Origin of the sequence: Sporolactobacillus shoreae (assembly GCF_004684935.1) — a bacterium.
Taxonomy (GTDB): domain Bacteria; phylum Bacillota; class Bacilli; order Bacillales; family Sporolactobacillaceae; genus Sporolactobacillus; species Sporolactobacillus shoreae.
Map to the genome: position 1 here is coordinate 12,065 of NZ_SRJD01000001.1, position 24,359 is coordinate 36,423.

At 43.7% G+C, this 24,359-nt stretch carries 20 protein-coding genes and 1 pseudogene; 12 read left to right on the forward strand and 9 right to left on the reverse strand.

What is annotated here, in order from left to right; all coding sequences use genetic code 11:
- Positions 1 to 50: 50 nt before the first annotated feature.
- Complete coding sequence (locus E4665_RS00065) at positions 51 to 209, reverse strand: Fur-regulated basic protein FbpA (protein WP_135346759.1); 159 nt, start codon at positions 207 to 209, stop codon at positions 51 to 53.
- A 265-nt stretch (positions 210 to 474) separates the two neighbouring features.
- On the opposite strand from E4665_RS00065, the gene E4665_RS00070 reads away from it, so the two are divergent.
- The 5 genes from E4665_RS00070 (at position 475) to cydC (ending at position 7,370) form a co-directional block, all read left to right on the forward strand.
- Positions 475 to 807, forward strand: a complete 333-nt coding sequence (locus E4665_RS00070) for a MerR family transcriptional regulator (RefSeq protein ID WP_135346760.1) — start codon at positions 475 to 477, stop codon at positions 805 to 807.
- A gap of 597 nt (positions 808 to 1,404) precedes the next feature.
- Positions 1,405 to 2,808, forward strand: coding sequence for a cytochrome ubiquinol oxidase subunit I (locus E4665_RS00075; protein WP_135346761.1), 1,404 nt, complete (start codon positions 1,405 to 1,407; stop codon positions 2,806 to 2,808).
- Complete coding sequence (cydB, locus tag E4665_RS00080) at positions 2,741 to 3,808, forward strand: cytochrome d ubiquinol oxidase subunit II (RefSeq protein WP_167815069.1); 1,068 nt, start codon at positions 2,741 to 2,743, stop codon at positions 3,806 to 3,808. Before E4665_RS00075 ends, cydB begins: the two co-directional genes overlap by 68 nt.
- A 77-nt stretch (positions 3,809 to 3,885) precedes the next feature.
- A complete protein-coding gene (gene cydD / locus E4665_RS00085) occupies positions 3,886 to 5,619 on the forward strand; it encodes a thiol reductant ABC exporter subunit CydD (protein ID WP_135347100.1) in 1,734 nt (577 codons plus the stop codon).
- A complete protein-coding gene (gene cydC, locus E4665_RS00090; RefSeq protein ID WP_135346763.1) occupies positions 5,616 to 7,370 on the forward strand; it encodes a thiol reductant ABC exporter subunit CydC in 1,755 nt (584 codons plus the stop codon). The genes cydD and cydC overlap by 4 nt, the downstream gene beginning before the upstream one ends.
- A 53-nt stretch (positions 7,371 to 7,423) precedes the next feature.
- Here the strand turns inward: cydC and E4665_RS00095 are convergent, their stop codons facing one another.
- Positions 7,424 to 8,734, reverse strand: coding sequence for a hemolysin family protein (locus tag E4665_RS00095; RefSeq protein ID WP_135346764.1), 1,311 nt, complete (start codon positions 8,732 to 8,734; stop codon positions 7,424 to 7,426).
- A 170-nt stretch (positions 8,735 to 8,904) separates the two neighbouring features.
- Entirely contained in the window at positions 8,905 to 9,093 is a 189-nt protein-coding gene (locus tag E4665_RS18635; protein ID WP_135346765.1) for a YjcZ family sporulation protein, read from the reverse strand.
- A 203-nt stretch (positions 9,094 to 9,296) separates the two neighbouring features.
- Here E4665_RS18635 and E4665_RS00105 point away from each other — a divergent pair, with 203 nt between their 5' ends.
- Together E4665_RS00105 and E4665_RS00110 are read left to right on the forward strand one after the other, a co-directional pair.
- The gene (locus E4665_RS00105; RefSeq protein ID WP_135346766.1) at positions 9,297 to 10,196 is read left to right on the forward strand and encodes an SDR family oxidoreductase; all 900 of its coding nucleotides are present in this window, start codon (positions 9,297 to 9,299) and stop codon (positions 10,194 to 10,196) included.
- A 164-nt stretch (positions 10,197 to 10,360) separates the two neighbouring features.
- Positions 10,361 to 10,996 (forward strand): hypothetical protein, encoded by a 636-nt coding sequence (locus tag E4665_RS00110; RefSeq protein ID WP_135346767.1) that lies wholly within the window; start codon positions 10,361 to 10,363, stop codon positions 10,994 to 10,996.
- 66 nt (positions 10,997 to 11,062) lie between these two features.
- Here the strand turns inward: E4665_RS00110 and pfkB are convergent, their stop codons facing one another.
- Entirely contained in the window at positions 11,063 to 11,992 is a 930-nt protein-coding gene (gene pfkB, locus E4665_RS00115) for a 1-phosphofructokinase (RefSeq protein ID WP_135346768.1), read from the reverse strand.
- 371 nt (positions 11,993 to 12,363) lie between these two features.
- Between pfkB and galU the strand changes: the two genes are divergently transcribed.
- From galU to E4665_RS00130, 3 genes are read left to right on the forward strand one after another with little or no spacing between them, the layout of a single operon-like run.
- Positions 12,364 to 13,248, forward strand: a complete 885-nt coding sequence (gene galU, locus E4665_RS00120; protein WP_135346769.1) for a UTP--glucose-1-phosphate uridylyltransferase GalU — start codon at positions 12,364 to 12,366, stop codon at positions 13,246 to 13,248.
- Between the two features lie 54 nt (positions 13,249 to 13,302).
- Positions 13,303 to 14,292: a glycosyltransferase family 2 protein gene (locus E4665_RS00125; protein WP_135347101.1), complete on the forward strand. Its 990-nt coding sequence runs from the start codon at positions 13,303 to 13,305 to the stop codon at positions 14,290 to 14,292.
- On the forward strand, positions 14,289 to 14,714 hold the full coding sequence (locus tag E4665_RS00130; protein WP_135346770.1) for a GtrA family protein: 426 nt from the start codon (positions 14,289 to 14,291) through the stop codon (positions 14,712 to 14,714). The genes E4665_RS00125 and E4665_RS00130 overlap by 4 nt, the downstream gene beginning before the upstream one ends.
- Before the next feature lie 50 nt (positions 14,715 to 14,764).
- On the opposite strand, the gene E4665_RS00135 is transcribed toward E4665_RS00130, so the two are convergent.
- The 5 genes from E4665_RS00135 to E4665_RS00155 are packed head-to-tail and all read right to left on the reverse strand — an operon-like array spanning position 14,765 to position 20,295.
- Positions 14,765 to 16,807, reverse strand: a complete 2,043-nt coding sequence (locus tag E4665_RS00135; RefSeq protein WP_135346771.1) for a DUF6270 domain-containing protein — start codon at positions 16,805 to 16,807, stop codon at positions 14,765 to 14,767.
- Between the two features lie 55 nt (positions 16,808 to 16,862).
- Positions 16,863 to 17,198 carry an EamA family transporter gene (locus tag E4665_RS00140; RefSeq protein ID WP_206663544.1) on the reverse strand — a complete coding sequence of 112 codons (336 nt, stop codon included), beginning with the start codon at positions 17,196 to 17,198 and terminating at the stop codon, positions 16,863 to 16,865.
- The gene (locus tag E4665_RS00145) at positions 17,191 to 17,535 is read right to left on the reverse strand and encodes an EamA family transporter (RefSeq protein ID WP_135347102.1); all 345 of its coding nucleotides are present in this window, start codon (positions 17,533 to 17,535) and stop codon (positions 17,191 to 17,193) included. The genes E4665_RS00140 and E4665_RS00145 overlap by 8 nt, the downstream gene beginning before the upstream one ends.
- Before the next feature lies 1 nt (position 17,536).
- Positions 17,537 to 19,345, reverse strand: coding sequence for a DUF6020 family protein (locus E4665_RS00150; RefSeq protein WP_135346772.1), 1,809 nt, complete (start codon positions 19,343 to 19,345; stop codon positions 17,537 to 17,539).
- Entirely contained in the window at positions 19,345 to 20,295 is a 951-nt protein-coding gene (locus E4665_RS00155) for a glycosyltransferase family 2 protein (RefSeq protein WP_135346773.1), read from the reverse strand. The genes E4665_RS00150 and E4665_RS00155 overlap by 1 nt, the downstream gene beginning before the upstream one ends.
- Before the next feature lie 231 nt (positions 20,296 to 20,526).
- On the opposite strand from E4665_RS00155, the pseudogene E4665_RS18760 reads away from it, so the two are divergent.
- Positions 20,527 to 21,024, forward strand: a pseudogene (locus E4665_RS18760) (glycosyltransferase family 2 protein); the annotation flags it as partial.
- Between the two features lie 435 nt (positions 21,025 to 21,459).
- Positions 21,460 to 24,027 carry a CDP-glycerol glycerophosphotransferase family protein gene (locus tag E4665_RS00160; RefSeq protein WP_241654564.1) on the forward strand — a complete coding sequence of 856 codons (2,568 nt, stop codon included), beginning with the start codon at positions 21,460 to 21,462 and terminating at the stop codon, positions 24,025 to 24,027.
- Positions 24,028 to 24,359: the final 332 nt, after the last annotated feature.

Consider the following 24,359-nt stretch of genomic DNA (forward strand, 5'->3'; position numbering starts at 1 on the left):
GACGCAACAAAGCCGGTGGTACAATCCACCGGCTTTGCCATGCCCCCTGTTCAATTAGCCTTTGACAAATTGAAGTAGGTGCTTTCCAATTCCCTGAGAGAGAGTTCATAGAGCTGCTGGTTTTTTGATTTATATATGCCAAGATCCAATAGTTTTCCGATAATCACGTCTTTTTCTTCCTCATTGTTACTTGCAAACGGTTCATGCATGTGCAACTTCCCCTTTATCCATTTAATCTTCCCGAAGTTCAGGCAACGGTTAAAAGGTGACTGATTCCTTAGATAGGTTAACAATTCCAAGTATGGCCAGATCAGATTTCATCCTACCAATCACATATTTATTTTACTGTGGTTGATTAAGAAAATCCATCACTGTGTCGCCTTATCTAACATTAATATTGTGATTCATCAAAAAATGATGTAATATTATCTTACAACAACGAAACGGTTTAAAAGGCGAGAGGAGGAAACGTGAATGGCAGCACACTCCCAGAAAGACGCTTATCTCTATAAAAAGGTGATTTCTATCGGTACGGTTTGTGAACTGACGGGTCTCAGTGAAAGGCAGATCCGGTACTACGAGAAAAGAAAACTCATTTTTCCCGAACGTGCGGACAAAGGAAATCGAAAATATTCATTTTCCGATGTGGAAACCTTGATGGATATTGCCAATAAAATGGAAGACGGCATGCAGACCTCAGAACTCAGAAAAGAGATGCAGAATAAACAAAGCAAACGGTATGACAGCAAACTTCGTGAAAGAATGATTAAGGGTCAGCTGAACGCTTATTTTAACAAAAGAGATTGATGAGCACCAGTATCATACAATGACTCACGGCGGTCGCAGAAAAAGCGACCGCTTTTTCTTTTGACAATCTGAAAATAGAAACAAACGCGCGGTAACCATTCGAAAAGAAACTTTGAAATGTTGTCTTCCTAAGGAAATGGCGCTGTTAATCAAGGATAATACTGATCCATACAGTCACCGGATGAAGATGGGTTAAAGGTAATCTAACAGAAAAAGGCCAATTTTCAATTCTTGTATGTCACAAATACGACACATTATAGACAATAATTAGTCACTAAATTGGCACTTTACGACCACCGTTACCTGGTAAAGAAGTTGTAAAGTAATAAATGAAGTGTGACATCTGTTACACTTGGCATGGATTACTGAAATGAGCGCTTGAGTCAGAGCAGAGAGGGTTTTCCGGATCAAAGCATTAAATCTTAAGTGGTGAAAAACTGAAGAGTGATCGCTTCCAATCCGGGGGGCTGTGTAATGCTTTTCCCCTTTCGGGCGTCATGACAGAGCAACATGCGAGGTTTGTAAAGTCAGCATTTATAACCGCTTACATAGCGGAACGACCATTCCCACGACTACACAAAGAAAAGGGGAGAATGTATGGATGTATTAAGTTTGGCGAGATTTCAGTATGCGGCAACAACTATTTTTCATTTCTTTTTTGTGCCATTATCAATCGGTCTGGTCCTGATCGTATCGATTATGGAAACGATGTATGTTGTCAAAAAAAATGACATTTACAAAAAAATGGCGCAATTCTGGGGGAAACTGTTTCTGATTAACTTTGCGATTGGCGTAGTTACAGGTATTCTCCAGGAATTTCAGTTTGGCATGAACTGGTCGCAGTATTCCAGATTTATGGGTGATGTTTTCGGGGCTCCACTGGCCATTGAAGCGTTGCTCGCGTTTTTCCTTGAATCAACTTTTATCGGAATCTGGGTTTTCGGGTGGGATCGGCTTAAAAAAGGTGCCCATCTGGCCTGCATCTGGCTTGTCACTGCAGGTACAAGCCTGTCGGCGTTATGGATTCTGACAGCTAATTCATTTATGCAGCACCCTGTTGGTTTTGCGGTTCAGAACGGAAGAGCAGTGATGACCAATTTCGGTGCGCTACTGGCTAACCCGCAGCTCTGGGTGGAATTCCCGCACACAATATTCGGGTCGTTTGCAACGGGAGCTTTTGTTGTTTCCGGAATCAGTGCTATCGTTTTGTTAAAGAAAAAAGATATTGAGTTCTACAAAAAATCATTCAAAATTGGTATCATTGTTGGACTGTCATCAGGAATTCTCCTTGCGTTTTTCGGTCATTTCCAGGCACAGTACCTTGTACAGACACAGCCGATGAAGATGGCTGCGAGCGAGGCGCTCTGGAAGGACAGCGGCAGTCCTGCTGCTTGGACAGTTGTTGCTAATATTAATACAAAGGATCATCAGAATAGTGGTGAAATTAAGATTCCGTATTTGCTCGATTATCTGTCTTACGGCACATTCAGCGGCAATGTCAAAGGCATTGACACGTTGCAGAAAAAATACACAGTCAAGTACGGGAAGGGTAATTACATTCCTCCAGTTAAGACCACGTTCTGGAGCTTCCGAATTATGACAGTCATGGGCGGCATTTTGTGTCTTCTCGGGATTGTCGGAGCGATCCTTCTTTGGAGAAATAAGCTTGTTGAGAGCAAATGGTTCCTGCGCTTGATGGTTGCTGCAATTGCTGTCCCATACATTGGCAGCACCACGGGATGGCTGATGACCGAGATCGGCCGGCAGCCCTGGACGGTATTCGGCTTTATGCAGACAGCCGCCAGCGTTTCGCCAAATGTGTCGGCGGGTGAGCTTTTGTTCTCGATTATCGCTTTTATTGGAATGTACTCCATTCTTGGTGTTGTAATGATTTATCTGTTCAGCCGGGTGATCAAGCAGGGACCATCGCTGAATGCTGAAGAGACGACACATTCTGACGATCCGTTTGACGGGGAGGCGTATCACGTTGTTACTGAGTGAGTTGTGGTTTCTATTAATTGCTGTTCTGTTCATCGGTTTCTTCTTTCTTGAAGGGTATGATTTTGGCGTGGGCATGGCCACACGCTTTGTCGCAAAAAATGATTTGGAGCGGCGCGTGCTGATTAATACGATCGGACCTTTCTGGGATGCCAATGAAGTCTGGCTGATTACCGCCGGAGGTGCAATGTTCGCGGCGTTTCCTAATTGGTATGCCACACTTTTCAGCGGCTTTTATGTACCGCTTGTGGTGATGCTGCTTCTATTGATTGCACGTGGTACGGCTTTCGAGTTCAGAGCGAAGGTCGCTCATCCGAAATGGGGAGAAACCTGGGATTGGGCTATTTTCATTCCAAGCCTGCTTGTCCCATTCCTTTGGGGCGTGGTATTCTCTTCACTTGTTTATGGGCTTCCTATTGACAGTAAGATGAATATGCATGGTGTGTTTTCAAGCTTTGTCAACCCGTACACCGTCCTCGGCGGTCTTCTGATAACGCTGCTTTGCCTGTATCACGGGCTCGTTTATCTATGCCTGAGAACAACAGATGATTTGCGTGATCGGGCGCGGACGCTTGCAAAACGAATTTTCTGGATCCTTGCGGCGGCAGCAATTGCTTTTGTCGTGGTCACCTTCTTTGTAACTGATCTGTTCACTCGCAGAGGCGGGTGGCTGTATCCGATCTATTTGCTGGATGTTGCCGCGTTGATTCTGTCCGTTCTATTTCTTGGTAAAAAGCGGGATGGTTGGGCTTTCGGAATGAATGCAGGAGTCATTTTGCTTACCGTTGCCTCTTTGTTCATCGGACTTTTCCCGAGAGTCATGGTCAGCAATATCAAACCGGCCTATGATCTGACGATTTACAATTCGGCGTCAGGTTCGTATTCACTAGGTGTCATGACAATTGTCGCGGTCACGCTTTTGCCTTTTGTTCTCGGCTATTCGATCTGGAGCTATACTGTTTTCAAAAAAAGGGTTTCGAAGAAAGAGCATCTGGAATACTAATTATGATTTGATAGAAAAGAAGGGACGTGAACGCTTGGCATCCTGACAAAAGTCGCGGATTTCTGCCAAGCTTGTCTATGGATCGCGAGATTTTATCTTACCAAGGTGCCAAATTGCTGTTTGCTTTAATTTCTTTTCTGACTTTGATTGAGGGGCTGTGTATCATCGGGCAGTCGGTTTTTCTTGCCGGACTTATTTCCAGCCTTTTTTCAGGGCGGTCTTTTTTCTCTGAGGGAGATCAGATCGTTCTTTTTTTTATTGCCGTCACTGTCAGATATTTGTGTGTTTTGCTCATTCGAACAGCAGCTTATCGCTTTGCCGACCGAACAAGTTCCGATATGCGACGGATTTTTTTGGACAGGCTGTTTCAGGTAGGGCCAAAAGCAGTAAAAAGAGAAGGAACGGGCACTCTGGTTTCTCTCTCTCTGGAAGGTGTTTCACAGGCGCGTCAATATCTGGAGCTGTTCATTCCGAAATTGGCCGCGAATGGAATCCTTCCCGTTATGATTCTTGTTTTTGTTTTTCTTAAAGACCCGATTTCAGTACTTATACTTTTGATTACAATGCCTGTGCTGATCCTGTTCATGATTCTTCTGGGACTCGCTGCGCAGAAGAAAATGGATGACCGCTGGACTTCTTACAGGATTTTGTCCAATCATTTTCTGGATTCACTCCGTGGTCTTCCCACATTAAGGTATCTAGGCTTGAGCAAAATCCACGCGAAAAGCATTGAGCGCGTAAGCGACAGGTACAGGAAGATGACAATGGGGACGCTCCGCCTTGCTTTTTTGTCTTCATTTGCTCTGGACTTTTTTACAATGCTTTCCATCGCCTTTGTGGCTGTATCACTCGGTCTCAGGCTTGTTGATGGCCATATTCTCCTGGATCCGGCACTCACTGTCTTGATCCTAGCCCCGGAATATTTTCTCCCCGTCCGCGAACTGGGACAGGATTACCATGCGACGCTTGACGGAAAGGAAGCGGCTCATAAACTTAGCCATTTAAACAATCATCTCCAAAAGGAGCCGACGAATGATAATGCGGTTTCTTTTCCTGAAAAAGAGTGGGGCACTGGGTCGACGATGGTATTTGAAAATATTTCTGCTGCCTATAGTGACGGAAACGGGAAGGAAGCACTTAAAGGTATTTCTTTTAAAATTAATGGTTTTGAAAAAATCGGTATTGTCGGTGCAAGCGGCGCGGGCAAATCGACGTTCATTGACGTGATCAGCGGTTTTCTTAAACCATCTTCAGGATGCGTCACAATAAATGGAAGTCAGGTCACGCTTGAGGACAGCGACTGGCATGACCAGATCACCTATATTCCACAGCATCCTTACCTTTTCAGTGGATCACTTAAAGAGAACATAGCGTTCTATGCACCGCAAGCGACAGACAGTGAGATACATTCTGCGCTTCAGGCTGCCGGTCTGGAATCTCTTGTCGATCGCCTTCCGCGAGGGCTTGAAGAGAAAATTGGCGCCGGCGGACGTACGCTGAGCGGGGGACAGGAACAGCGTGTTGCGCTGGCGCGCGCTTTCCTTTGCAACAGGCCGATCCTGCTACTTGATGAACCAACGGCGCACCTTGACATTGAGACAGAGTATGAGCTGAAGGAGACAATGATCCGGCTCTTCGAAAATAAACTTGTTTTCATGGCAACACACCGGCTTCACTGGATGGATCAGATGGACCGGCTGATTGTCGTTGATGACCATACAATAAAAGAATCCGGCACTCAGGATCAGCTGATTTTGAAAAACGGGACTTATGCGGCACTCGTCCGCTCTCAATTGGAGGGAATTCTATGAGCGACTGGTTTTTTCCCTATCTGAAAAAATATGGGCGGAGACTTTGCCTGTCGGCTGTACTGAGCGTCTTAGCACTGGTGTGCGCTGCGGGACTGCTTTTCACATCAGGCTATCTTATATCGAAGGCGGCACTCCGGCCTGAAAATATCTTGCTGATCTACGTTCCGATTGTCGGTGTCAGAACTTTTGGCATTTTTCGGGCGGCGCTCCAATACGCCGCGCGTCTCACCAGCCATGACGCAATACTGCGCATTCTCTCCGAGATGCGCTCACAGCTGTATGCCAGGCTTGAACCTGCAGCTCTGTTTATCCGTTCCAGGTTCAGAACTGGAGATATACTGGGGGTACTCTCGGATGATATTGAACATCTTCAGGATGTTTATTTGAGGACAGCCATTCCAGGAGCCTCCGCGGTTGTAATCTATGGTCTCTGGATTGCACTCATAGGCTGGATGGACAGTCTTTTCGCGCTGTTTATGGGTCTGTACCTGATTATCCTCCTGATCGTTTTTCCGCTGCTGTCACTCTTGAGGACTGAGAAAAGCCGTAAACTTTTTTCTGAAAACAGGCACCTGATGTTTGAAAAGCTGACCGATGCAGTCCTCGGTTCTGCGGACTGGATGATGTCGGGCAGGCAATCCTCATTTCTCAGCAGCTATGACCAATTTGAGCGCCGAACAGCCTTAATTGAAAATCGGCTGCACGTGATCAGAAGGTGGCGTGACTTCTTCAGCCAACTGATTATTGGAGGCAGTGTCATTGCTCTTTTGTACTGGGCGGGAAGTATGTCGGCTGACGGGCACATGTCTCGGACATTGATTGCCGCGTTTGTTCTCACTGTATTTACAATTTCAGAATCGCTGATTCCGGTTTCCGAAGCCGTTGAACGAATTCCTCAGTACAAGGAGGCGTTTACCAGACTGTCTCAGATTAAAAGTGCTATACCTGGAGAATCGGAGAAGAAGGTTGGTGAAAAATGGACGAGGACGGCAGACAGACTGGATATTCATATAGAGGATCTGTCATTCAAATACAACGATGATGACGACTGGGCTGTTAGAGATGTGGCATTTAATGTAGCTCAGGGTGAGCGGGTTGCATTGATCGGCAGGAGCGGTGCCGGTAAAACAACTTTGATTCATCTGATCTATGGCGCACTGAAGCCGGTTCGGGGTAAAGTTTTGATTAACGGGGCTCCTGCGGATTTTATTGGATCGGATCTGTCGCATCAGATCTCTGTGCTGAATCAGAATCCACATCTTTTTGACACATCGGTGCTGAACAATATCGCGCTCGGAAATGAGCATTCTACAAAAGAGGAGATTGTCCGTGCAGCAAAGCTTGTCAGACTGAATGAATTAATTGAAGCACTTCCTGAAGGTTATGACACACAGATGCATGAAGCAGGCGACATTTTTTCAGGCGGTGAGCGGGAACGGCTGGCGCTTGCACGAATTCTGCTGCGAAACTCGCCGGTTGTGATCCTTGATGAGCCTACCGTTGGTCTTGATCCCGCTACGGAAAAGAATTTGCTTCAAACGATTTTTAAGACGCTTGAGGGTAAGACTCTGATCTGGATTACTCATCATTTAGTTGGAGCGGAAAAAATGGATCAGATCATTTTCATGGAAGAAGGAACAGTACGTATGAAAGGGACACATGAGCAGCTTTTCCGCGAGAATGCCAGATATCGCCGCCTCTATCAGCTTGATGTTCCCGAACATCTGAAACAGGCAATAAAGAAGTATTAGTGCATACAAAAAAATGTTGGCCTGATGATGATCCATATATGTCATTCATTAATTTATTGCTGCTGTTCATGCAGCGTTTTTTGTCTGCTGATCTTTATTTTTTTGATCTGATGGGCATCCATTTCAGTAACTTCAAAAGAAATATGATCATGTTGCAAAACGGATCCGGTCTTAATATTTGGATCTTCAGCAAGCATCCAGCCGCCAATCGTGTCCAGCCCTTCTTCTTCGATATCAGTCTGAAACTGGGTGTTGACGTGTGAAATCAGAAGCTTGCCGTCGACAATGGCCTGATCCGCATTGATGCGCCTAATGAGAGGTTCTTCGCCTTCATCAAACTCGTCCCGAATTTCACCCACAATTTCTTCCAGAATATCTTCAACCGTCACGATTCCTGAAGTGCCGCCGTACTCATCAGTGAGTACGGCCAAATGCATACTTTCTTTCTGCATTCTTTCAAGAAGCGAACGGATCGGTGTTGTTTCTATAACAGAGAGGATCGGACGAATATATTCATCCAGTGAATGTACTTCTTTCGTTAATATATCTGTGAAAATATCTTTAATATTGATCATGCCAATAACATGGTCTTTATCTTCTTCGACCACTGGGAACCGAGTGAATTTTTCCTGGTGAAGAATTTTAAGTGATTCTTCGAAGGAGTCTTCTTTGTAAACACAAACAATTTCCGTCCTCGGCACCATAATCTCCCTAGCTGTCCGCTCATCAAAATCAAAAATGCGGTTCATGTAGCGGAGTTCACCTTGACTGATTTGCCCACTCTTAAAACTGTCAGACAGAGTTAGCCGCAGTTCGCCTTCTGTCAATGCCGAATCATGGGCAGCATCAGGATGGATGCCGAAAAGCCGCATGACACCGTTCGACAGGGAGTTAAGCAGCCAGACAAAAGGGAACAGCAGGCGGTGGGTCCAGATCAGCGGATAGGCGATCATTAAAGTAATCTGCTCAGCCTTCTGAATCGCTATCCCTTTTGGAGCCAGTTCACCCAGAACGACGCTGAGCATGGTCACGACAAAGAAACCAACCAACGTGGACAAAGTCACAATAAAAGTACCGTTCAGCCCCATCCACTCAAAAACTGGATGAAAAAGGTGAGCGACCGCTGGTTCTCCGATCCAGCCAAGCAGCAATGCTGTAACTGAGATACCCAGCTGGGTTGTCGAAAGATATGAGTTCAGATGATTGACAATTTTTTTTGAAGCCCTGGCCCGTTTGTTTCCGTGTTTCATCAATTCGTCCAGTCGGGTTGTTCGGATTTTTACGATGGCAAACTCTGCAGCAACAAAAAAAGCCGTCAGCAAAATTAATAAGAGTACAGTCAGCAGCCCAAGGGTATTGTCCAAATGGTTCCCATGCATCATCAGGTATGCATGGGTGTCACCTCCGCTTTTTTTTATCAGGAAAAGCTTAATAATTATATTATACAATAAAGGGGGCTTAATATTGAACGGATATCTTCAGAAGCTGAAAATGCCCGGACGGAATCAATCCGCCGGGCATTTTTGCCGGACACTCAGCAAACAAAAGCAGCGCCAACAATGATTAACAGGATGAATAGAACTACAATCAGCGCGAACCCGTTGCCACAACCGAAGCCGCCTACAGGATATTGAGGGTATCCGCCGCAACCGCAGCCACAGCCGTCGCTGACACCACCATAAGCAGGATTTGACGGATAGCCGCCGAAACCAAAATTGCCCATTCAGGTCACTCCTTTATCTCGAGATATGATATTCTATGATTTCCGCGGGCAAATGGCTATGATTAAATGTCCCGTCGGCAAGAGATGTGCTTTCGCCTATTTTTTCCTGAACCCGTGCTAAAGAATGATTCGTTCGGGCATGAATAAAATGTCATGAAATCATGTGTTGAAAAACGGGCCCGGCCCTAAAAAGGATGATGCCAATGTATCCGTATTACCCAATGTATGGTAAAAAAATGGTGACGAAAGAACAACTGCTTTCTTTTCCTGATCAGCATCAGAAACGGATGCCGGGTTTTGAATTTGAAATGAACCCGCTCCCAATATCGGAAAATCCCGGTTACCAGGGAAGCCGGAAGCTGATCGGAAAAGTGGCTGTAATTTCAGGAGGAGACAGCGGCATTGGCAGGGCTGCAGCTCTGGCGTTTACAAAGGAAGGCGCAAAACTGGCGATCATTTATCTTAATGAAGATCAGGACGCAGAGTGGACGAAGCAGCGGATCGAAACGTTAGGCGGTGAATGTCTGCTTATCCGGTCGGACCTGAGAGACCCGGACGCATCGAAACAGGCGATCGCACAAACGGTCGAACACTTTGGCAAATTAGATGTAGTGGTTAATAACTGTGCCGTTCAATACGTCCAGCAGAGTCTGTTGGACATTAGTGACGATCAGCTTCTGACTACTTTCCAGACTAATATCTTCTCATTTTTTTATGTGACAAGAGCGGCGCTTCCGCATCTTAAATCCGGTAGTTCGATTATTAACACAGCTTCTGTAACGGCATATCGCGGCTCGAAAGACCTGATCGACTACTCCGCGACAAAAGGGGCCATTGTATCCTTTACTCGTGCGCTCTCACAGAATCTGGTGGGTCAGGGCATCCGTGTGAACGCTGTTGCGCCAGGGCCAATATGGACACCGCTCATACCGGCAAGCTTCGCGGCTGAGAATGTGGGGACCTTTGGCACAGATATGCCGATGAAAAGGCCAGGGCAGCCATTTGAACTTGCCCCGACCTATGTTTATCTTGCTTCGGATGATTCCAACTATGTGACCGGACAAGTGCTGCATGTCGGCGGGGGAGAGATGGTTGAATCCTGAAACCATTAAGGCGACGAATTCGCGATGGGTCCATTTAACCATTTCAAATCAGGAAAAAGGGTTGTAATAGGATGAATTGCGGTCTTTTTTGAAAAACATCATCTTGACAACAGGAAGATGTTCGATCAGTCTTGATTCAGATGGTTTTTTAGGGGGACTGAGATATGGGGAAAATGGATGAACAGATCATTGTGGTCAAAAGAGCTTTACTTTTTGGTGATGGGATATCGAACGACCTGACCTTTCAGGGAACAGAAAAATCTGAAGCATCAGTTGATGAACTGGAAAAAAGAATGGCGGAATACTATGAGGTGATGCGGCGTGGAGACGCGGAGGCAAATCCCGCATACAAACAGCCTATTCCTTACGCTCTATTGCGCAGAGGGAATCAATATTTTACATACGAGAGGCTTGGCGGAGGCGGAGAACAGCGCCTTCACGGCAAATTATCAATCGGTGTTGGCGGACACATGAATAAAGTCGAAGGGGCCCAAAGCTTCAAACAAGTCCTGTCGGTTAACCTGCACCGCGAATTGAACGAAGAACTGATCATTAATGGGGCGGCGGAATCTGAAATCAGGGCAATCGGCCTGATCAATGATGATGCAACAGATGTTGGCCGCGTTCATATAGGCCTTCTGGTCGCCATTGACTTTCCCGAGTCGGCATCTGTTGTAGTCCGTGAAAAAGATAAGCTGGAAGGAAAATGGCTCACATTATCTGAACTACTGGGCAAAGAGACATACGGAAGACTGGAAAGCTGGTCGGCATTCGCCGTGGACTTGCTTGCAAAAAGATAATTACAGAAAAAAGAACCAGTCAGAAGCAACGCGGGTGCCATTGCTTCCGGCTGGTTTATTTTTGCTTTATCTGATTTTCTCAATATGAATTTTTGGGAGGAGCTCCAGATAGTCGTTGATAATAACATGAGCTGTTTCGAAGGTCATGGCGTTCGCTGCTGAAAGGGCGATGGATCGGCGCAGCATTTCTTCAGGAGAAAGCCGATCATGCAATGACACGCTTAAAGAGGCTACCATGGTGTCTCCGCAGCCGACGGTGCTTTTTACCGGGATTTCCGGAGCTTTTCCGCGCCAGACACCGTCTTGGCAGATGAGCATCGCGCCCTCTCCGCCCAGTGAAACAAGAATATAAGGCAAGCCGTCCTTAACTTTTTGTTGTGCGAAAGCAATGATTTCTTCATCCGTAGCTTGATCTTTGCCCATTAACTCGGTCATTTCCCGGCGGTTGGGTTTGATCAGATCAGGGTTTTCACCGACCCCAATATGAAGCCACTTCCCTGATGTATCCACTATCACGTATCTGCACGAATGCCGAGCAGTCCGAATCAAATGGCGGAAGTAGTCCTCACTTACGCCATCAGGCACGCTACCGCAAATGGTCACAGAGTCACTTTCTTCAGCGAGAATCCTGAATTGTTTCATGAGGGACAAACATTCATCATCCGTGACGGAAGGACCTCTTTCAAGCAGCTCGGTGCGACTGCCATTCTGTTCAAAAAGCTGGATATTTGTTCTTGTGGATCCATGAATCGTGATAAAGCGATTTTCTATTTTTTCATCTTTAAAGCAGCGGATGAAAATGCCGGCAACATCTCCGCCTAAAAATCCTGTGGCGGTAACCTGACAGTCAAGATCCCGGAGAACTTTGGCGACATCGATGCCTTTCCCGGCGGCGGAAGCAGACAGAAGACGGACCCGGTTGGTTTCCCCGAGGGTTATGGCATCGGTTTCAAGAAGTTTGTCCAGTGCGGGATTCAGTGTTACGGTTGTTATCATTGTTCATCATCCCTCTCGTTCGGCATGTTGAGGTATCATTTCCTCAGCATCAGTATACAGTCTTTACCATAGCCGCGAAAATGATCGATGTATCGGAATAACTTCAGACAAAATAATTTTGCTGAATGGCCGGGGTCAGCAAAATGGATCGAAGATGCAAAAGTTAATTACTGAGCCTAAAAAAAGAATATTTTTAGATCTGATTTGAAAAGATTTTGACCATTCCTTTAGTGATAGCGGAAATAAGGTATACTTATATATGTGGAGAAAACCGGCCATATTTGTCCTGTAAATCGTAAAAAGCTGACGGTGCTCAAGCGGATTACTTTCTTTTTTACCGACGAGGCGCCATTATTCGAGGGGTGACAAGAATGCAAAGAGTACGCAAAGCAATTATTCCCGCCGCAGGGCTGGGCACGCGATTCCTTCCTGCGACCAAAGCGATGCCTAAAGAAATGCTGCCGATTGTGGACAAGCCGACAATTCAGTATATTGTTGAAGAAGCGGTCCGATCGGGCATCGAAGATATTATTATTGTCACGGGCAAAGGTAAACGGGCGATCGAGGATCACTTTGACAACGCGTTTGAGTTGGAGGAGATTCTGAAAAGTAAAAAGAAATATAATTTGCTTGATAAAGTCCGGCAGCCCTCAAAAGTTGATATTTATTATATTCGTCAGAAGGAGCCCAAGGGTCTCGGCCACGCGGTCTGGTGCGCCCGAAAATTTATCGGGAATGAGCCGTTTGCAGTTCTGCTTGGCGATGATATCATTGAGAATGATCCACCATGCCTAAGGCAGATGATGGATCAGTTTGAGAAGGTGCAGTCGAGCATCGTCGCCGTCAAGGAGATCCCCGAGGATCAGACCAATCGGTACGGTATTATTGACCCGGCGAGTCAGACCGGCAGTTTGTATGATATTCGGGGGTTTGTAGAAAAACCTCCTGCTGGTAAAGCGCCATCTAATATCGCGATTATCGGACGCTATATTTTGACTCCCTCCATTTTCGATTTTCTTGGTCAGAAAGAGATCGGATCCGGTGGAGAAATTCAGCTCACTGACGCAATCTCAAAGATCAATCAAAAAGAGAAAGTCTATGGTTATGCTTATCAGGGAAAACGCTATGACGTCGGGGAAACACTGGGCTTTATCGAATCAAATGTTGAAATGGCTTTATCCCGCGATGACCTCAGGGGAGAAATGCTTCACTATCTGGATCGTTTGCAGAAACGCATCACTTCAAAGAAATTGTAAAAGAAAAATGTGCTCAAAAAGAATTGAGAAGACCGGGATGATGATAAAATGGCGATGGATGGAACCCCAGCAAGGTTAAGCATTGTCGTTCCCTGCTACAACGAAGAAGCGGTTTTGGAAGAAACGGTGAGGGAACTTACGGAAGTAATGAATCGCTTGATCCATGATGGGAAAGTAAGCCCACAAAGTATTATTCTTTTCGTTGATGACGGAAGTGTTGACAAAACATGGGCAATTATTGAACAGAAAACTCTGGATAATCCTTATGTCCAGGGGTTGAAGCTTAGCAGAAATTTCGGGCATCAGAGCGCGCTTATTGCAGGGCTTGAAACAACAGGGGAATTTTCTGATTGTGTCATCTCAATCGACGCAGATCTTCAAGATGATGTCGCGGCGATTGATGAATTTATAGATAAATATCATGAAGGCTGTGATATTGTCTACGGAGTTCGAGATAAACGGGACACGGATACATTTTTTAAAAAGAATACGGCACTGGCATTCTACGGTCTGATGAGAAAAATGGGCGTGAATCTTGTGCCTAATCATGCGGACTACCGCTTAATGAGCAGAAGAGCGTTGCACGAACTGATGAAATATCAGGAGGAAAATATTTTTCTGAGAGGGATTGTGCCCCTTCTTGGCTTTAAAAGCGCGAAGGTTTATTACAATCGAAAGGAACGCTTTGCGGGGGAGTCGAAATACCCTTTGAAAAAAATGCTGGGATTTGCTATCGACGGCATTACGTCCTTCAGTGTTGTTCCTATTAAACTGGTTACAAGTCTCGGCTTTGTTTTTGTATTAATCGGTGGCTTTATTGGCATGTACGCTCTGGCCGTTTGGCTTCTGAATCATACAATCAGCGGCTGGACTTCGCTGATTTTGTCTATTTGGGTCATTGGCGGGATGCAGCTGATTGCGATTGGTGTGATCGGCGAATACATCGGTAAAATATTCAAAGAAACAAAAAACCGCCCCAGATACACCATTGAGTGGGACACAATCACGGAAGATAAAAAAGTTAAAGGACAAGTTAACAGATGAGTGAACATTCTCAGGCACTGCAACAAGGAAAGAGGCCCGCGGCAAAAAAACGGGTTCTCCTGATCCGGCAAGTATTCGCATTTGGGCTGGTGGGAGTTCTCAACACTGCTGTTGATTTCCTTGTTTTTATGATACTGACTCATTTCCTAGCTGTATTTTATATGATCGCCCAGATCTTTTCATATGGTGCAGGTATGCTGAACAGCTATGTTCTAAATTCAAAAGTGACCTTTTCATCGTCACTAAAATCCGGCACACGATTTATTAAATTTGTCATTCTCAATATCAGCGTGCTTGTGATCACACTGATTGTCATGCACAACCTGACCTTTCTTCCCCTTTACATCAATAAATTGATCAGCACGGTTGTTGGTTTGGCATTTAATTTTGTGTTGAGCAAGCTGTGGGTGTTCAAGGCTTAACATCTGCCAGTGAACGAAAAAGGCTGCGGAAATTCCGCAGTCTTTTTCGTTCACTTTCGTTCTTTTTGATCTTGATCCAGAATGATCTCGTCCAGTTTCAACATGAATTTTTTGTAATAGTCTGGTTCAAAGTGGTTGGTCGATTGTCCAAAGGGATGATTGTACTGCCCAATATATCCGTAGTGATTCAAATCAATTGTATGAATATGAGGAAGCCGTTTCAGCAGATAGGATTCCATAAACTGATAGAACATATTGCTTCTTTTGTAAAGGTCCAGTTGGTCGGTAAAATAATGAACCTGACGATTTTTATCATAGTATCGGTTTGTCATGCGCGCTTTCTGAAGAATGATCCGTTCCTGAGGGAAGAACTGTACGATTTTTTCAGCAAAACGATCTACAGCCGGACACCAGTAGTTGAGTAACTCTTCTTCATTATCGTGGGAAACAAAATGTGCCTTACCATCGATCGACTGTAAAAATGCACGGTTTCTTAAATAGAAGGTTCCAGTAATGATATGCTGATCATCGAACACAACGAGGTCACGAACTGCATCCGGGTAGAGATCCAACAAGAAATATTCGGCCTTCGCTTCTGATAGACGGGTAAAGAAATTCTTTTCGAAGTCACAAGAGATATATTCTTTTTCAGCTGGTTTTTTACCTTCGAAAAATTGCTCAGGAAAAGGAACCGGTTCGCTCATCAGGCTGGGGATGCTGGAATGAAACTGAGTATACACAAGATCATACTTTGACTTATATCCGGGATTAAAGTAAGGATTTGATCCAAACGCGCCACGTGTATAACATGTGCCGAGAATAGCCAGTTTGACAGGCTCCATACGATAAAGATTGGCAGAAATGTGATTAACGATCTCAATCTTGAGCGGTTCGTGAATTTTCCCCATCACTCTGGCATCAAGATTATCCTGCAATTCAATAGATCTATTTTCAGGAGGCAGTTCATTTTCAATAAATAGTGGCATCCAGGTCAGTACGCCTGTTTTTGAATCTTTAATTTCGATCATCGTTCTGAACTGAAGGCCCTTTTCTATCTTGTAGAGATTTTTCAAACGATTCAGAGGAATGGAGAGGTCAATCGACGTCAAATGGCGGTCGACTGAACCAATCAATGAAAATCCCTGAAAGTGATTCGCCCATATTTCCTGATCGGGCTCAATTTTAAATCCCTCGATTCTTCGATGAGCATTAGAGGCACATGAAAGAACGAGTTGTCCATTGCTATCAAAGAAACATTTTTTTAGGCTCAGATACTCAGGTATCCGCTTCACCCAAAGACCCACACATTTTTTTCTGTTGATGTACAATTTAGCTTGATAAAATGTGTTTTTAGACAGAATCGAATAATCATCATCAAGCTTTGCTTGATCCCCGATAGGAAGATACAGCGAATCCCCATCGTTCTCAAGCTTGATGAAGAGATCCCACACCTCTTCATGGCAAATCATTGAATCTGGGAAAACAGATTGTTTGTTGAACGGGCAAGACCAGCTATGATCGGAGTTGACTTCTATTGGAAAATCAGTTTCAGATTGATAAAGAATTGAATTCTTATTCTCTCTTTTTCTGACCGAAAGAAACGCATGGGTAAACTGATCGATTTTAATTCCAGTAATTTGTCCTTTGAATCTGAAAATGTTTTCTTTTTGTGATACGCCGGTCAATTCTGCTTTCACCTGATCATTTTTCTTAACTGAAATGGACAAGGTGTGGCGGGAATTTTCATAAAAAGTGATCATCAGGAACCGTTCTGTAACCCTATAGCTTTCGAAGGTTTTTGATTCTGAATGAATTTCAATTTCTTCTTTGTTGTGATCACAGACAAAAAAGCAGTCCCACAAATCCAAGGGGTTCTGCAACGATGAGAGGAGCTGAAGATCAATCTCGGCTGAAAAATTACCCCATTTTACAGTACAGGGTATTTTTATATCCCTGGGAATGAACAGGTCATTTCCCTTAATCCGTTCTTCCAGCATTAGAAACCCGTTACCTGTTCGAAGCCGGCAGCTTCCTTTGATTATCAATTTATCTTTCCAAAGCATGTCCTTTATGCGTAAGAGTTCAGCGGTCATGAGCCTATCCCCAATTGTTTGTTTGATTAACCCCATTTTACCACACTGAAAAAAGTCAATTGAAGTGAATCACCAGCAGGCAGGCACCAAGCAGGATGAGCAGGACTCCCGAGATTTTTCTCTTGTTAATTTTTTCTTTGAGAAAGAAAAAAGAGAAGATGAGGGTCCAGATATAGGTGACGGCTGTCAGCGGATAAACAATGGTGTAAGGGAGCAGCTTCAGTAGCCAGATATTGAGAAGTGCTCCTGAAACATAGAACAGGCCACCGACGCCCAGATTTACGACAAAGTATAGTGAAAGGCTTAACCCTCTCATCGTGCATCGCTTGAAAAAAAATCCTCCTAGAGATCCGAGCATGGTCATGACAATGAGGAGTGCTGTTTCAATCATCGTCTCCGCCCCCGATCAGCGATGCTCCGGCAATGATAATGAGAATGCCAATAATCTGTAGAGCACTCAGAGATTCGCCAAGAAACAGACTGCCAAGAAAGATTGAAAAAATATAACCGAAACTAAGCAGTGGATGAAGAACGGACAGATCGCCGAATTTAAAAGCGGCGATCATCAGAACGGCACCACAGAAATAGAGCAGAAAACCGATGATAAAATAAAGATCAGGCACAGTGTGCGACAACTTCCAAAGCATTTGACCGGTCGCAGTAGCTAATGCTGCAACGATGATCAGCACGATGCCTGTGCGATTTTTGGCAATAGAATGCAGAATCATTTTAAACACGTTTTTCACGCTTTCCGGCACATAAAGTGGCCAAGAAAAGGAATGGAATGAAAAGCAGATAATTACTGAACAGGTAGCGCGGATCCTGAGCCGGTATGGCAGCGGCCATTGAGCCAAGGTTAAGAAAAGCCGGCACCGCTGCAAGGGAAAGTTTCCATCCGCCTTTAAGCACAACAACAAATAGGAACAGAATGCTCAGATAAAGATAAAGGGCCGGCAGTACAAATATTCGAGCTATACCCTTGAGAAAGAGATCATTATAGCGGCGGATCGAAGATGCAAGAAAATGATTGGCATGCTGCGTTCCATACAACGAATAATGGAATGATTTGTATTTTACGTGATCCTTTTTAATGGTTCTTGCTGACAAGAAATAGACAGGCCGGTAATTGCTGAACGCTTTGTAACGGAATACCGGGCGCATCTGACTCTGGGGAATGTTGAGCTTATAGACAAGCTGTTCCATACTTAGAAAAGCACTGGTCGCTTGTTTCGGATTCTGCAGAACAATCCCCGCCCAATTCTTTACGAAACCGGATGGATGGGTTCGTAGATACATTTTATTAAATCCCTTATGAAATTTTACTGGGTCAACCTGAGATGGCTGATACACATGCTTCCATTTACTTTCAGGAAAAATGTGATTGAAGAAATCCTGCTGCGATGCGCTCATCTTTCCACTATCTTTGATAATCCCCCCAATTTGCTGGATCGGAATGCCCAGAGATTCCGTTTTATCCGCCGGGTAGACGTGATAGTACTTGAAAACCGGTCCGGTAACGATCAGAAATGTAATGACGGCAGCAATAAAGACACCGTACATACGCCAGTAATTTTTTCTGAAAAAGAATGGGAAAATAACAATTGTGACAAGAAGTACAGGAAATCCATTGTGCCTGAAAAAAATCAGACCGGCGACTGATAAGTAGAGTGCAAACAGGTGTGCATAAGACTTCAGCCATTGTCCCTTGGTGTGAATAATCAGGATCAGCATGGTTGTCAGCCACAGAAGAAAATAACAATATAGAGTATCCTTCCAGATAATGACTGAATAGAGAGCATCTAGTGGAAAGAAAGTAAGAAAAAGCCAGCCAGCGATGAGCAGCCAGCGGTTTAGGCCCAGGGATTTGAAAGCATAGATGACGTATCCGACAATCCCACTGATTATCGTGAATTGGAGAATGACAAAAGCCGCAGGATTATCCCATATTTTTGTTGTCAGCAGGATGATCCAGGTCATCATGACCGGATGCCAATCGTTGAAAAAAGTAGAGTGGGCCTGCTGCCATTGGTTCACCGAATCAATGACGAGAATACCCGGATAAAACGCCCAAAAATAAACCAGTGACAGGACAAAGGGCAGAAGCGCGTAGATGAAGATATAACGTTTCTTCGGAACAGATTCTGCATTTCTTCTTGAGAAAGTCAGTATCAGCCAGGCAATTGCGAGAATAAAGAAGAACACAAAAAGAAATGCAGCGAGAGTGAAAACTGCTGCAGTCGGCAAACTGTAATTCCAAGAATGGAATTGTGAAGGCTTAAGCGCAACAGTCATGATCCCTGCAAGAAAAATCAGGCAAAGCCAGACGAAAACCTTTGTCTTTTTTAGCAACATTCGATAAGGTTCGACAAACCGACCGCTGACGGTTCCAAAGCTCATCATAGCTCCCAATAGAATAAAGAAGAATAACGGAATCAAGTGTGTACTCTGCAACGAATGAGTATAAAAATAGGCCCCTGTTCCAACAAAGAGACCAATCAATAGGTTAAGCGCCAAGTACAAAGTCATTTTTCTGTTCATTACTTTATGACCTGCTTTTCTTCATGTTTCAACGAATCATGGATCTGGTGCAATGCCACTTCGTATTGCTTCCGGGCGTTATTGACTACTGTATCAAGAATCAGCCCGCAAACGAACGAAAGCATGGCCATCAGGACAAGCCCGACTGCAAGAATCGCGGATGGCACTTTGTAAATATAGTGATATCTGACAAATTCCAGAACGACCGGGCTACCAACGACCAGCCCAAGCAATGCAAGAAAACCTGCCCAGAGTGAAAAAAAAGTCAGAGGTTTGTAATCCTTAAAGAGTGTGAAAATAGTTCTGATGACCTTAAGTCCGTCACTGAACGTATTCAGCTTGGATTCGCTGCCACTCGGGCGGTCGCGATAATCAATCGGCAATTCCCGGATTTTGAACCGTTTGTCAAGGGAGTGGATGCTCAGTTCCGTTTCTATTTCAAAACCTGTGCTTGTTATAGGAAAAGATCGGACGAAAAATTTGTTGAATCCGCGATACCCGGTCATAATGTCATTAATATTGCTTTTATAAAGCCGGTTGATCAAATTTTTGACCAAAGTGTTTCCAAAATTATGGAACGCTCTCTTATTTTCATCCTCATAAGTGCCGTTTGAAAGACGGTCACCTATGGTCATATCCGCGTCCCCGCTGATCAGTGGATCAAGCAGCGTATGCACTGCTTCCGCAGGGTATGTGTCGTCACCGTCAACCATAATGTAGTAATCCGCGTCAATGTCGAAAAACATGGAACGGACCACATTACCTTTCCCCTGGCGTCTTTCTTCTGAAACGTGAACGCCTTTTTCCTTCGCAATCATTTTTGTTTTGTCGGTAGAATTATTATCATAAACATAAATATCTGATTCGGGCACTTCACGCCTGAAATCGTCGATGACCTTGCCAATGGTCAGTTCCTCATTATAGCAAGGAATCAGTATAGCGACTTTCATCCTGTACACTCCCTGTTTTCTCCATTATCTATCGTTTCGTATTATAGATTATAACATGCCCTTATCATGAAAAAATGTATATTTTTGATATCTGTTTGAGATGGACTCATTAATGTTTTATAATGACGAATAGACGTGAAATATTTATGAACACTTTATGCCGGAATGTGACCGGCAAGTAATTAATGCAGTCCTGACTTGATAAAGCATGAGAAAGAGGTATTGTGTGGTATGGATTTACCAAAGATCAGTGTTGTTGTCCCCATATATAACGTTCAGCAATATTTGGAGGCTTGTCTGGATTCATTAGTTGATCAGACATTTAGTGAAATTGAAGTCATTATGATCAATGATGGTTCTACTGATAAAAGCGGCGAGATTATGCATGATTATGCCGATAAGTATGAGAACTTCTTTGCTTATGACAAGCCGAATGGGGGGCTGGGACAGACAAGAAATTACGGTATGCAGTATGTCAGGGGACAATATGTCGCATTCGTGGATTCAGATGACATCGTTACATTTGACGCCTATGAAAAAATGTATGCCTTGGCTGAAGAAACCCATTCAGATATTGTTGTCGGTAATGTAATGCGCTTTAATTCGATAAAAACATATCCGTCAACCTTACATCAAAGAATATTCACAAAGAAAAAGTTAAAAGCGCATATTACTAGGGACCCTGAGCTTATCTATGACACAACTGCATGGAACAAGCTTTTCCGGACGTCTTTCTGGGAAAAAAACAAATTGGCCTTTCCAGAACACATGCTCTATGAAGATATTCCGGTGACTATTCCCGCGCACTACTTAGCAAGCTCAGTGGATGTTCTTGATGACGTGGTCTATTATTGGCGATCCAGAGATTTTGGTGATCAGTCAATCACTCAGAACAGAACCGATATTAGAAACTTGAGGGATCGTTTAAAAGCTGTTGGAATGGTGAACGATTTTTTTTCAGAGAATCACATTGAGGGTTCTCTTCTTGCTGAAAAAGATTACAAGATACTGAATACGGATTTGCTGATCTATCTGAATAAGCTTAATGAAGCGGATCAGCAGTACGTCCATCTTTATATTAGTGAAGTTTCGAAGTATCTTGAAAAAGTCCCGCAAGAAGCACTTCTCAAACTTTGGCCGATCGATAGAATGAAATATTACTTCGTGGAAAAAAAGGATAAGAAAAAAGTTCTCGATCTGTTGAAGTTTCAAAAAAACAAGGGAGTGGCCAAACAAAAGTTAATGCGCCATGACGGCCACTATTATGTGACCTACCCTTATCATAATCTGGTGCCTGAGTCTTTGCTGATCATTGACAATAACCTGCAAGTTCAGCGGAAGACGAGAGTAGCTGAATGGCAGGGAGAAAATTTAAATCTATCTGGTTTTGCATATATCCAAAAAATTAATTCAGCTCATAAATGGAGCGTAAAAGTACGCTTTGCCCTTGTTAATGAAGACACTGGTTCAAAGATTCCAATCCATCAATCCCGGTTGAAACGAAACATAGCAAATACAGTACAGCATGGTGTGTGGGCAAGAAAAAAATATTTGCCCTTCTTGTTTGTCAATAACTATAATTGGTCAGATGTCAGTTTGTCTATTCCATTTAACAAAAGTGAATTTTCCAATCTGCCGTACGGACGTTATTTTATTGAGGGAGTTATTGAAGCGGGTGGGCTGACCCGAACTTTTACTGTAGGTTCTCCTGTAAAGGGTAAGAGTGCAAGGCCGGACTCTTTATTCCAGTCGGATAGCATCATTCACTTGACATACGGAAGCAATTGGGATCTTCACATCATTAAAGAAAAAATTGTTCATAGTGTTGAAAAGATTAAGGTTGAAGAATCAGCACTGCAGATTTCAGGTCAAACCGACCAACCAGATAATTTTCGTGGCCTTCTTTTAAGAAAATGGAGAGGGGGTTCATATTTAAAATTTTCTGGATCGGTGGGTCAATCTGCATTCAGAAGTGATGTCCCTCTTTCAGTTTTCCAAAATGATGACGGGTATGGCGGATGGAACGTTTTTCTTAAATCAGCAGAGGAAACTCCAAAACCACTTACCTTTTCAAAAGAGAACGAAACAAAACTTGATATTGGCTTTGCGGAAATAGTGGTCAAAGCGAACAGCCAGGGTCATATGTTTTTTAAAGTACGTCACCACGGTGCTGAGTTACTGAAAATAGATCATAGTGGGGAAAAAATACATCTTAGGATTGCGGGACCTTTTAAATTAAGTAACAATAGCTATTCTGAGACACGTCTTCTGTTTCGCTCGGCGGACTTTGACAGGTTCTTCTTTCTTCCCGTCAATCAATCTCAATCACAGGATAAGTATGGGCGTTCTATTTATGATGTGATGATTAACCTTGACGGAGAAGCGGGACAGGAATTCTTGAAACACAATGTTTTTAATCTATACTTCACCATAGGTCAAGAATCAGAAGAAACATTTGAACAATACCCGATTTATTCGGATGATTTGTCTCTTAGAAAAATTGCTTATGATCGGAAGGACTATGAATTCCGGCAGGATAGCAATCAAACGACCCAGATAAGTGTATCCGCAAAATGGGGATGGATTGAACGCGGAAAGTTGCGGCGGGCTGTTCTGAGAAAGCTCTTTTATCCTGCTGTACGTTTGCTGCCTCTAAAGCGGAAAACGATTGTCTTTGAAAGTTATTGGGGAAAAAGCTTCGAGTGTAATCCGAGGGCAATTTATGAATATATTGATAAAAATTACCCTGAATATGAGACGGTTTGGGGATTAAACAATCCGCTGACACATATAAAGGGACATGCCAAAATAGTGAGACGGCATTCGCTGAAATATTATTATTATTTGGCTCGGGCAAAATACTTTGTAAATAACGTGAACTTTCCCGTTTTTTGTCGTAAGCGAAAAGGGGCGGTCGAGCTGCAGACCATGCACGGTACCCCGTTGAAAACATTGGGTTTTGATGCTCCAGGTGAAGTTAAAAAGGGTAAAGACGCGGCCGATTTTTTGGCCAAGAACAGTCGATGGGATTATCTATGTGTACCAAGCAATTATGTTGCGGAAGTTGCTGCAGGAGCTTTTAAACACCATGCTGAAATTGTTAAGTCCGGGTATCCGCGCAATGATAAGTTATTCTTTGATAATCGTCCTGAGAAAATAGCCGAAATTAAAAAGAGGCTAGGTATTCCATTGGACAAAAAAGTCATTTTCTATGCACCAACTTGGCGAGTGCAAAACTATTTCAAATTAGAGTTGGACCTGTTGCGACTTAAAAAAGCTGTGGGCGATGATTCCGTACTGCTGATTAAGTTTCATCATTTTGTTTCATCGTCTGTGCATCTTGATCAAGAGGAAACGGGAAGTTTCATTTTCAATGAATCAGATTATGATGACATTCGTGATCTCTATTTAATTGCGGATGTTTTAATCACGGACTATTCTTCAGTTATGTTTGATTTTGCTATACTGAACAGGCCGATATTGCTTTTTACTTATGATCTTGAAAATTACCGTGATAATCTTCGCGGCATGTATTTTGACATTATCAAGGAAGCACCTGGCCCTATTTGCATGACCAATGATGACTTGGTTCGTGAGCTTCAGTCGATTGATCAGTTTAAAAGTAAGTATGGAGACAGACTGACTGCATTCAGAAATAAATTCAACACTTATGATAAGGGTACTGCAAGTGAACAATGCGTTAATGTGTTGATGGAGAAGACTGGACGATGATCTCAGCCTTCATTTGAAGGATCACAGCTTCGCCAAGGGCCAACTTTGTCCTTTTGTTGATTGAGCTGAAGGTGTGCGGGAACAGCGGACCAGACTCAAAGATTACCAGCTTAAAGCGAGTGGAGCGAAAAGTAACAGACAAGCTTTAACCAGAACCAAACCAAAATATCAGACTCGAATTAATGAAACGTCCCCTTTCTATATGGTTAAAGGAAAGGGGACGTTCTACAGAAAAAACACTAAAGTGAGTGTGGGTTATCTTGATTTGTTAAATATGAAAAATTTCCCATGATTGTGGTGCCTAAGATACAAATTGAGGTATAGTACACGTG

Coding starts and splice junctions, on each gene's coding strand:
- E4665_RS00125 (WP_135347101.1), top strand. CDS start 13,303: ATGGATGGAACCCCAGCAAGGTTAAGCATTGTCGTTCCCTGCTACAAC.
- E4665_RS18635 (WP_135346765.1), bottom strand. CDS start 9,093: ATGGGCAATTTTGGTTTCGGCGGCTATCCGTCAAATCCTGCTTATGGT.
- cydD (WP_135347100.1), top strand. CDS start 3,886: ATGGATCGCGAGATTTTATCTTACCAAGGTGCCAAATTGCTGTTTGCT.
- E4665_RS00140 (WP_206663544.1), bottom strand. CDS start 17,198: ATGATTGAAACAGCACTCCTCATTGTCATGACCATGCTCGGATCTCTA.
- E4665_RS00110 (WP_135346767.1), top strand. CDS start 10,361: ATGGGGAAAATGGATGAACAGATCATTGTGGTCAAAAGAGCTTTACTT.
- cydB (WP_167815069.1), top strand. CDS start 2,741: ATGCTGAAGAGACGACACATTCTGACGATCCGTTTGACGGGGAGGCGT.
- E4665_RS00105 (WP_135346766.1), top strand. CDS start 9,297: ATGTATCCGTATTACCCAATGTATGGTAAAAAAATGGTGACGAAAGAA.
- E4665_RS00130 (WP_135346770.1), top strand. CDS start 14,289: ATGAGTGAACATTCTCAGGCACTGCAACAAGGAAAGAGGCCCGCGGCA.
- galU (WP_135346769.1), top strand. CDS start 12,364: ATGCAAAGAGTACGCAAAGCAATTATTCCCGCCGCAGGGCTGGGCACG.
- E4665_RS00075 (WP_135346761.1), top strand. CDS start 1,405: ATGGATGTATTAAGTTTGGCGAGATTTCAGTATGCGGCAACAACTATT.
- E4665_RS00070 (WP_135346760.1), top strand. CDS start 475: ATGGCAGCACACTCCCAGAAAGACGCTTATCTCTATAAAAAGGTGATT.
- cydC (WP_135346763.1), top strand. CDS start 5,616: ATGAGCGACTGGTTTTTTCCCTATCTGAAAAAATATGGGCGGAGACTT.
- pfkB (WP_135346768.1), bottom strand. CDS start 11,992: ATGATAACAACCGTAACACTGAATCCCGCACTGGACAAACTTCTTGAA.
- E4665_RS00145 (WP_135347102.1), bottom strand. CDS start 17,535: ATGATTCTGCATTCTATTGCCAAAAATCGCACAGGCATCGTGCTGATC.
- E4665_RS00155 (WP_135346773.1), bottom strand. CDS start 20,295: ATGAAAGTCGCTATACTGATTCCTTGCTATAATGAGGAACTGACCATT.
- E4665_RS00065 (WP_135346759.1), bottom strand. CDS start 209: ATGCATGAACCGTTTGCAAGTAACAATGAGGAAGAAAAAGACGTGATT.
- E4665_RS00150 (WP_135346772.1), bottom strand. CDS start 19,345: ATGAACAGAAAAATGACTTTGTACTTGGCGCTTAACCTATTGATTGGT.
- E4665_RS00135 (WP_135346771.1), bottom strand. CDS start 16,807: ATGACCGCTGAACTCTTACGCATAAAGGACATGCTTTGGAAAGATAAA.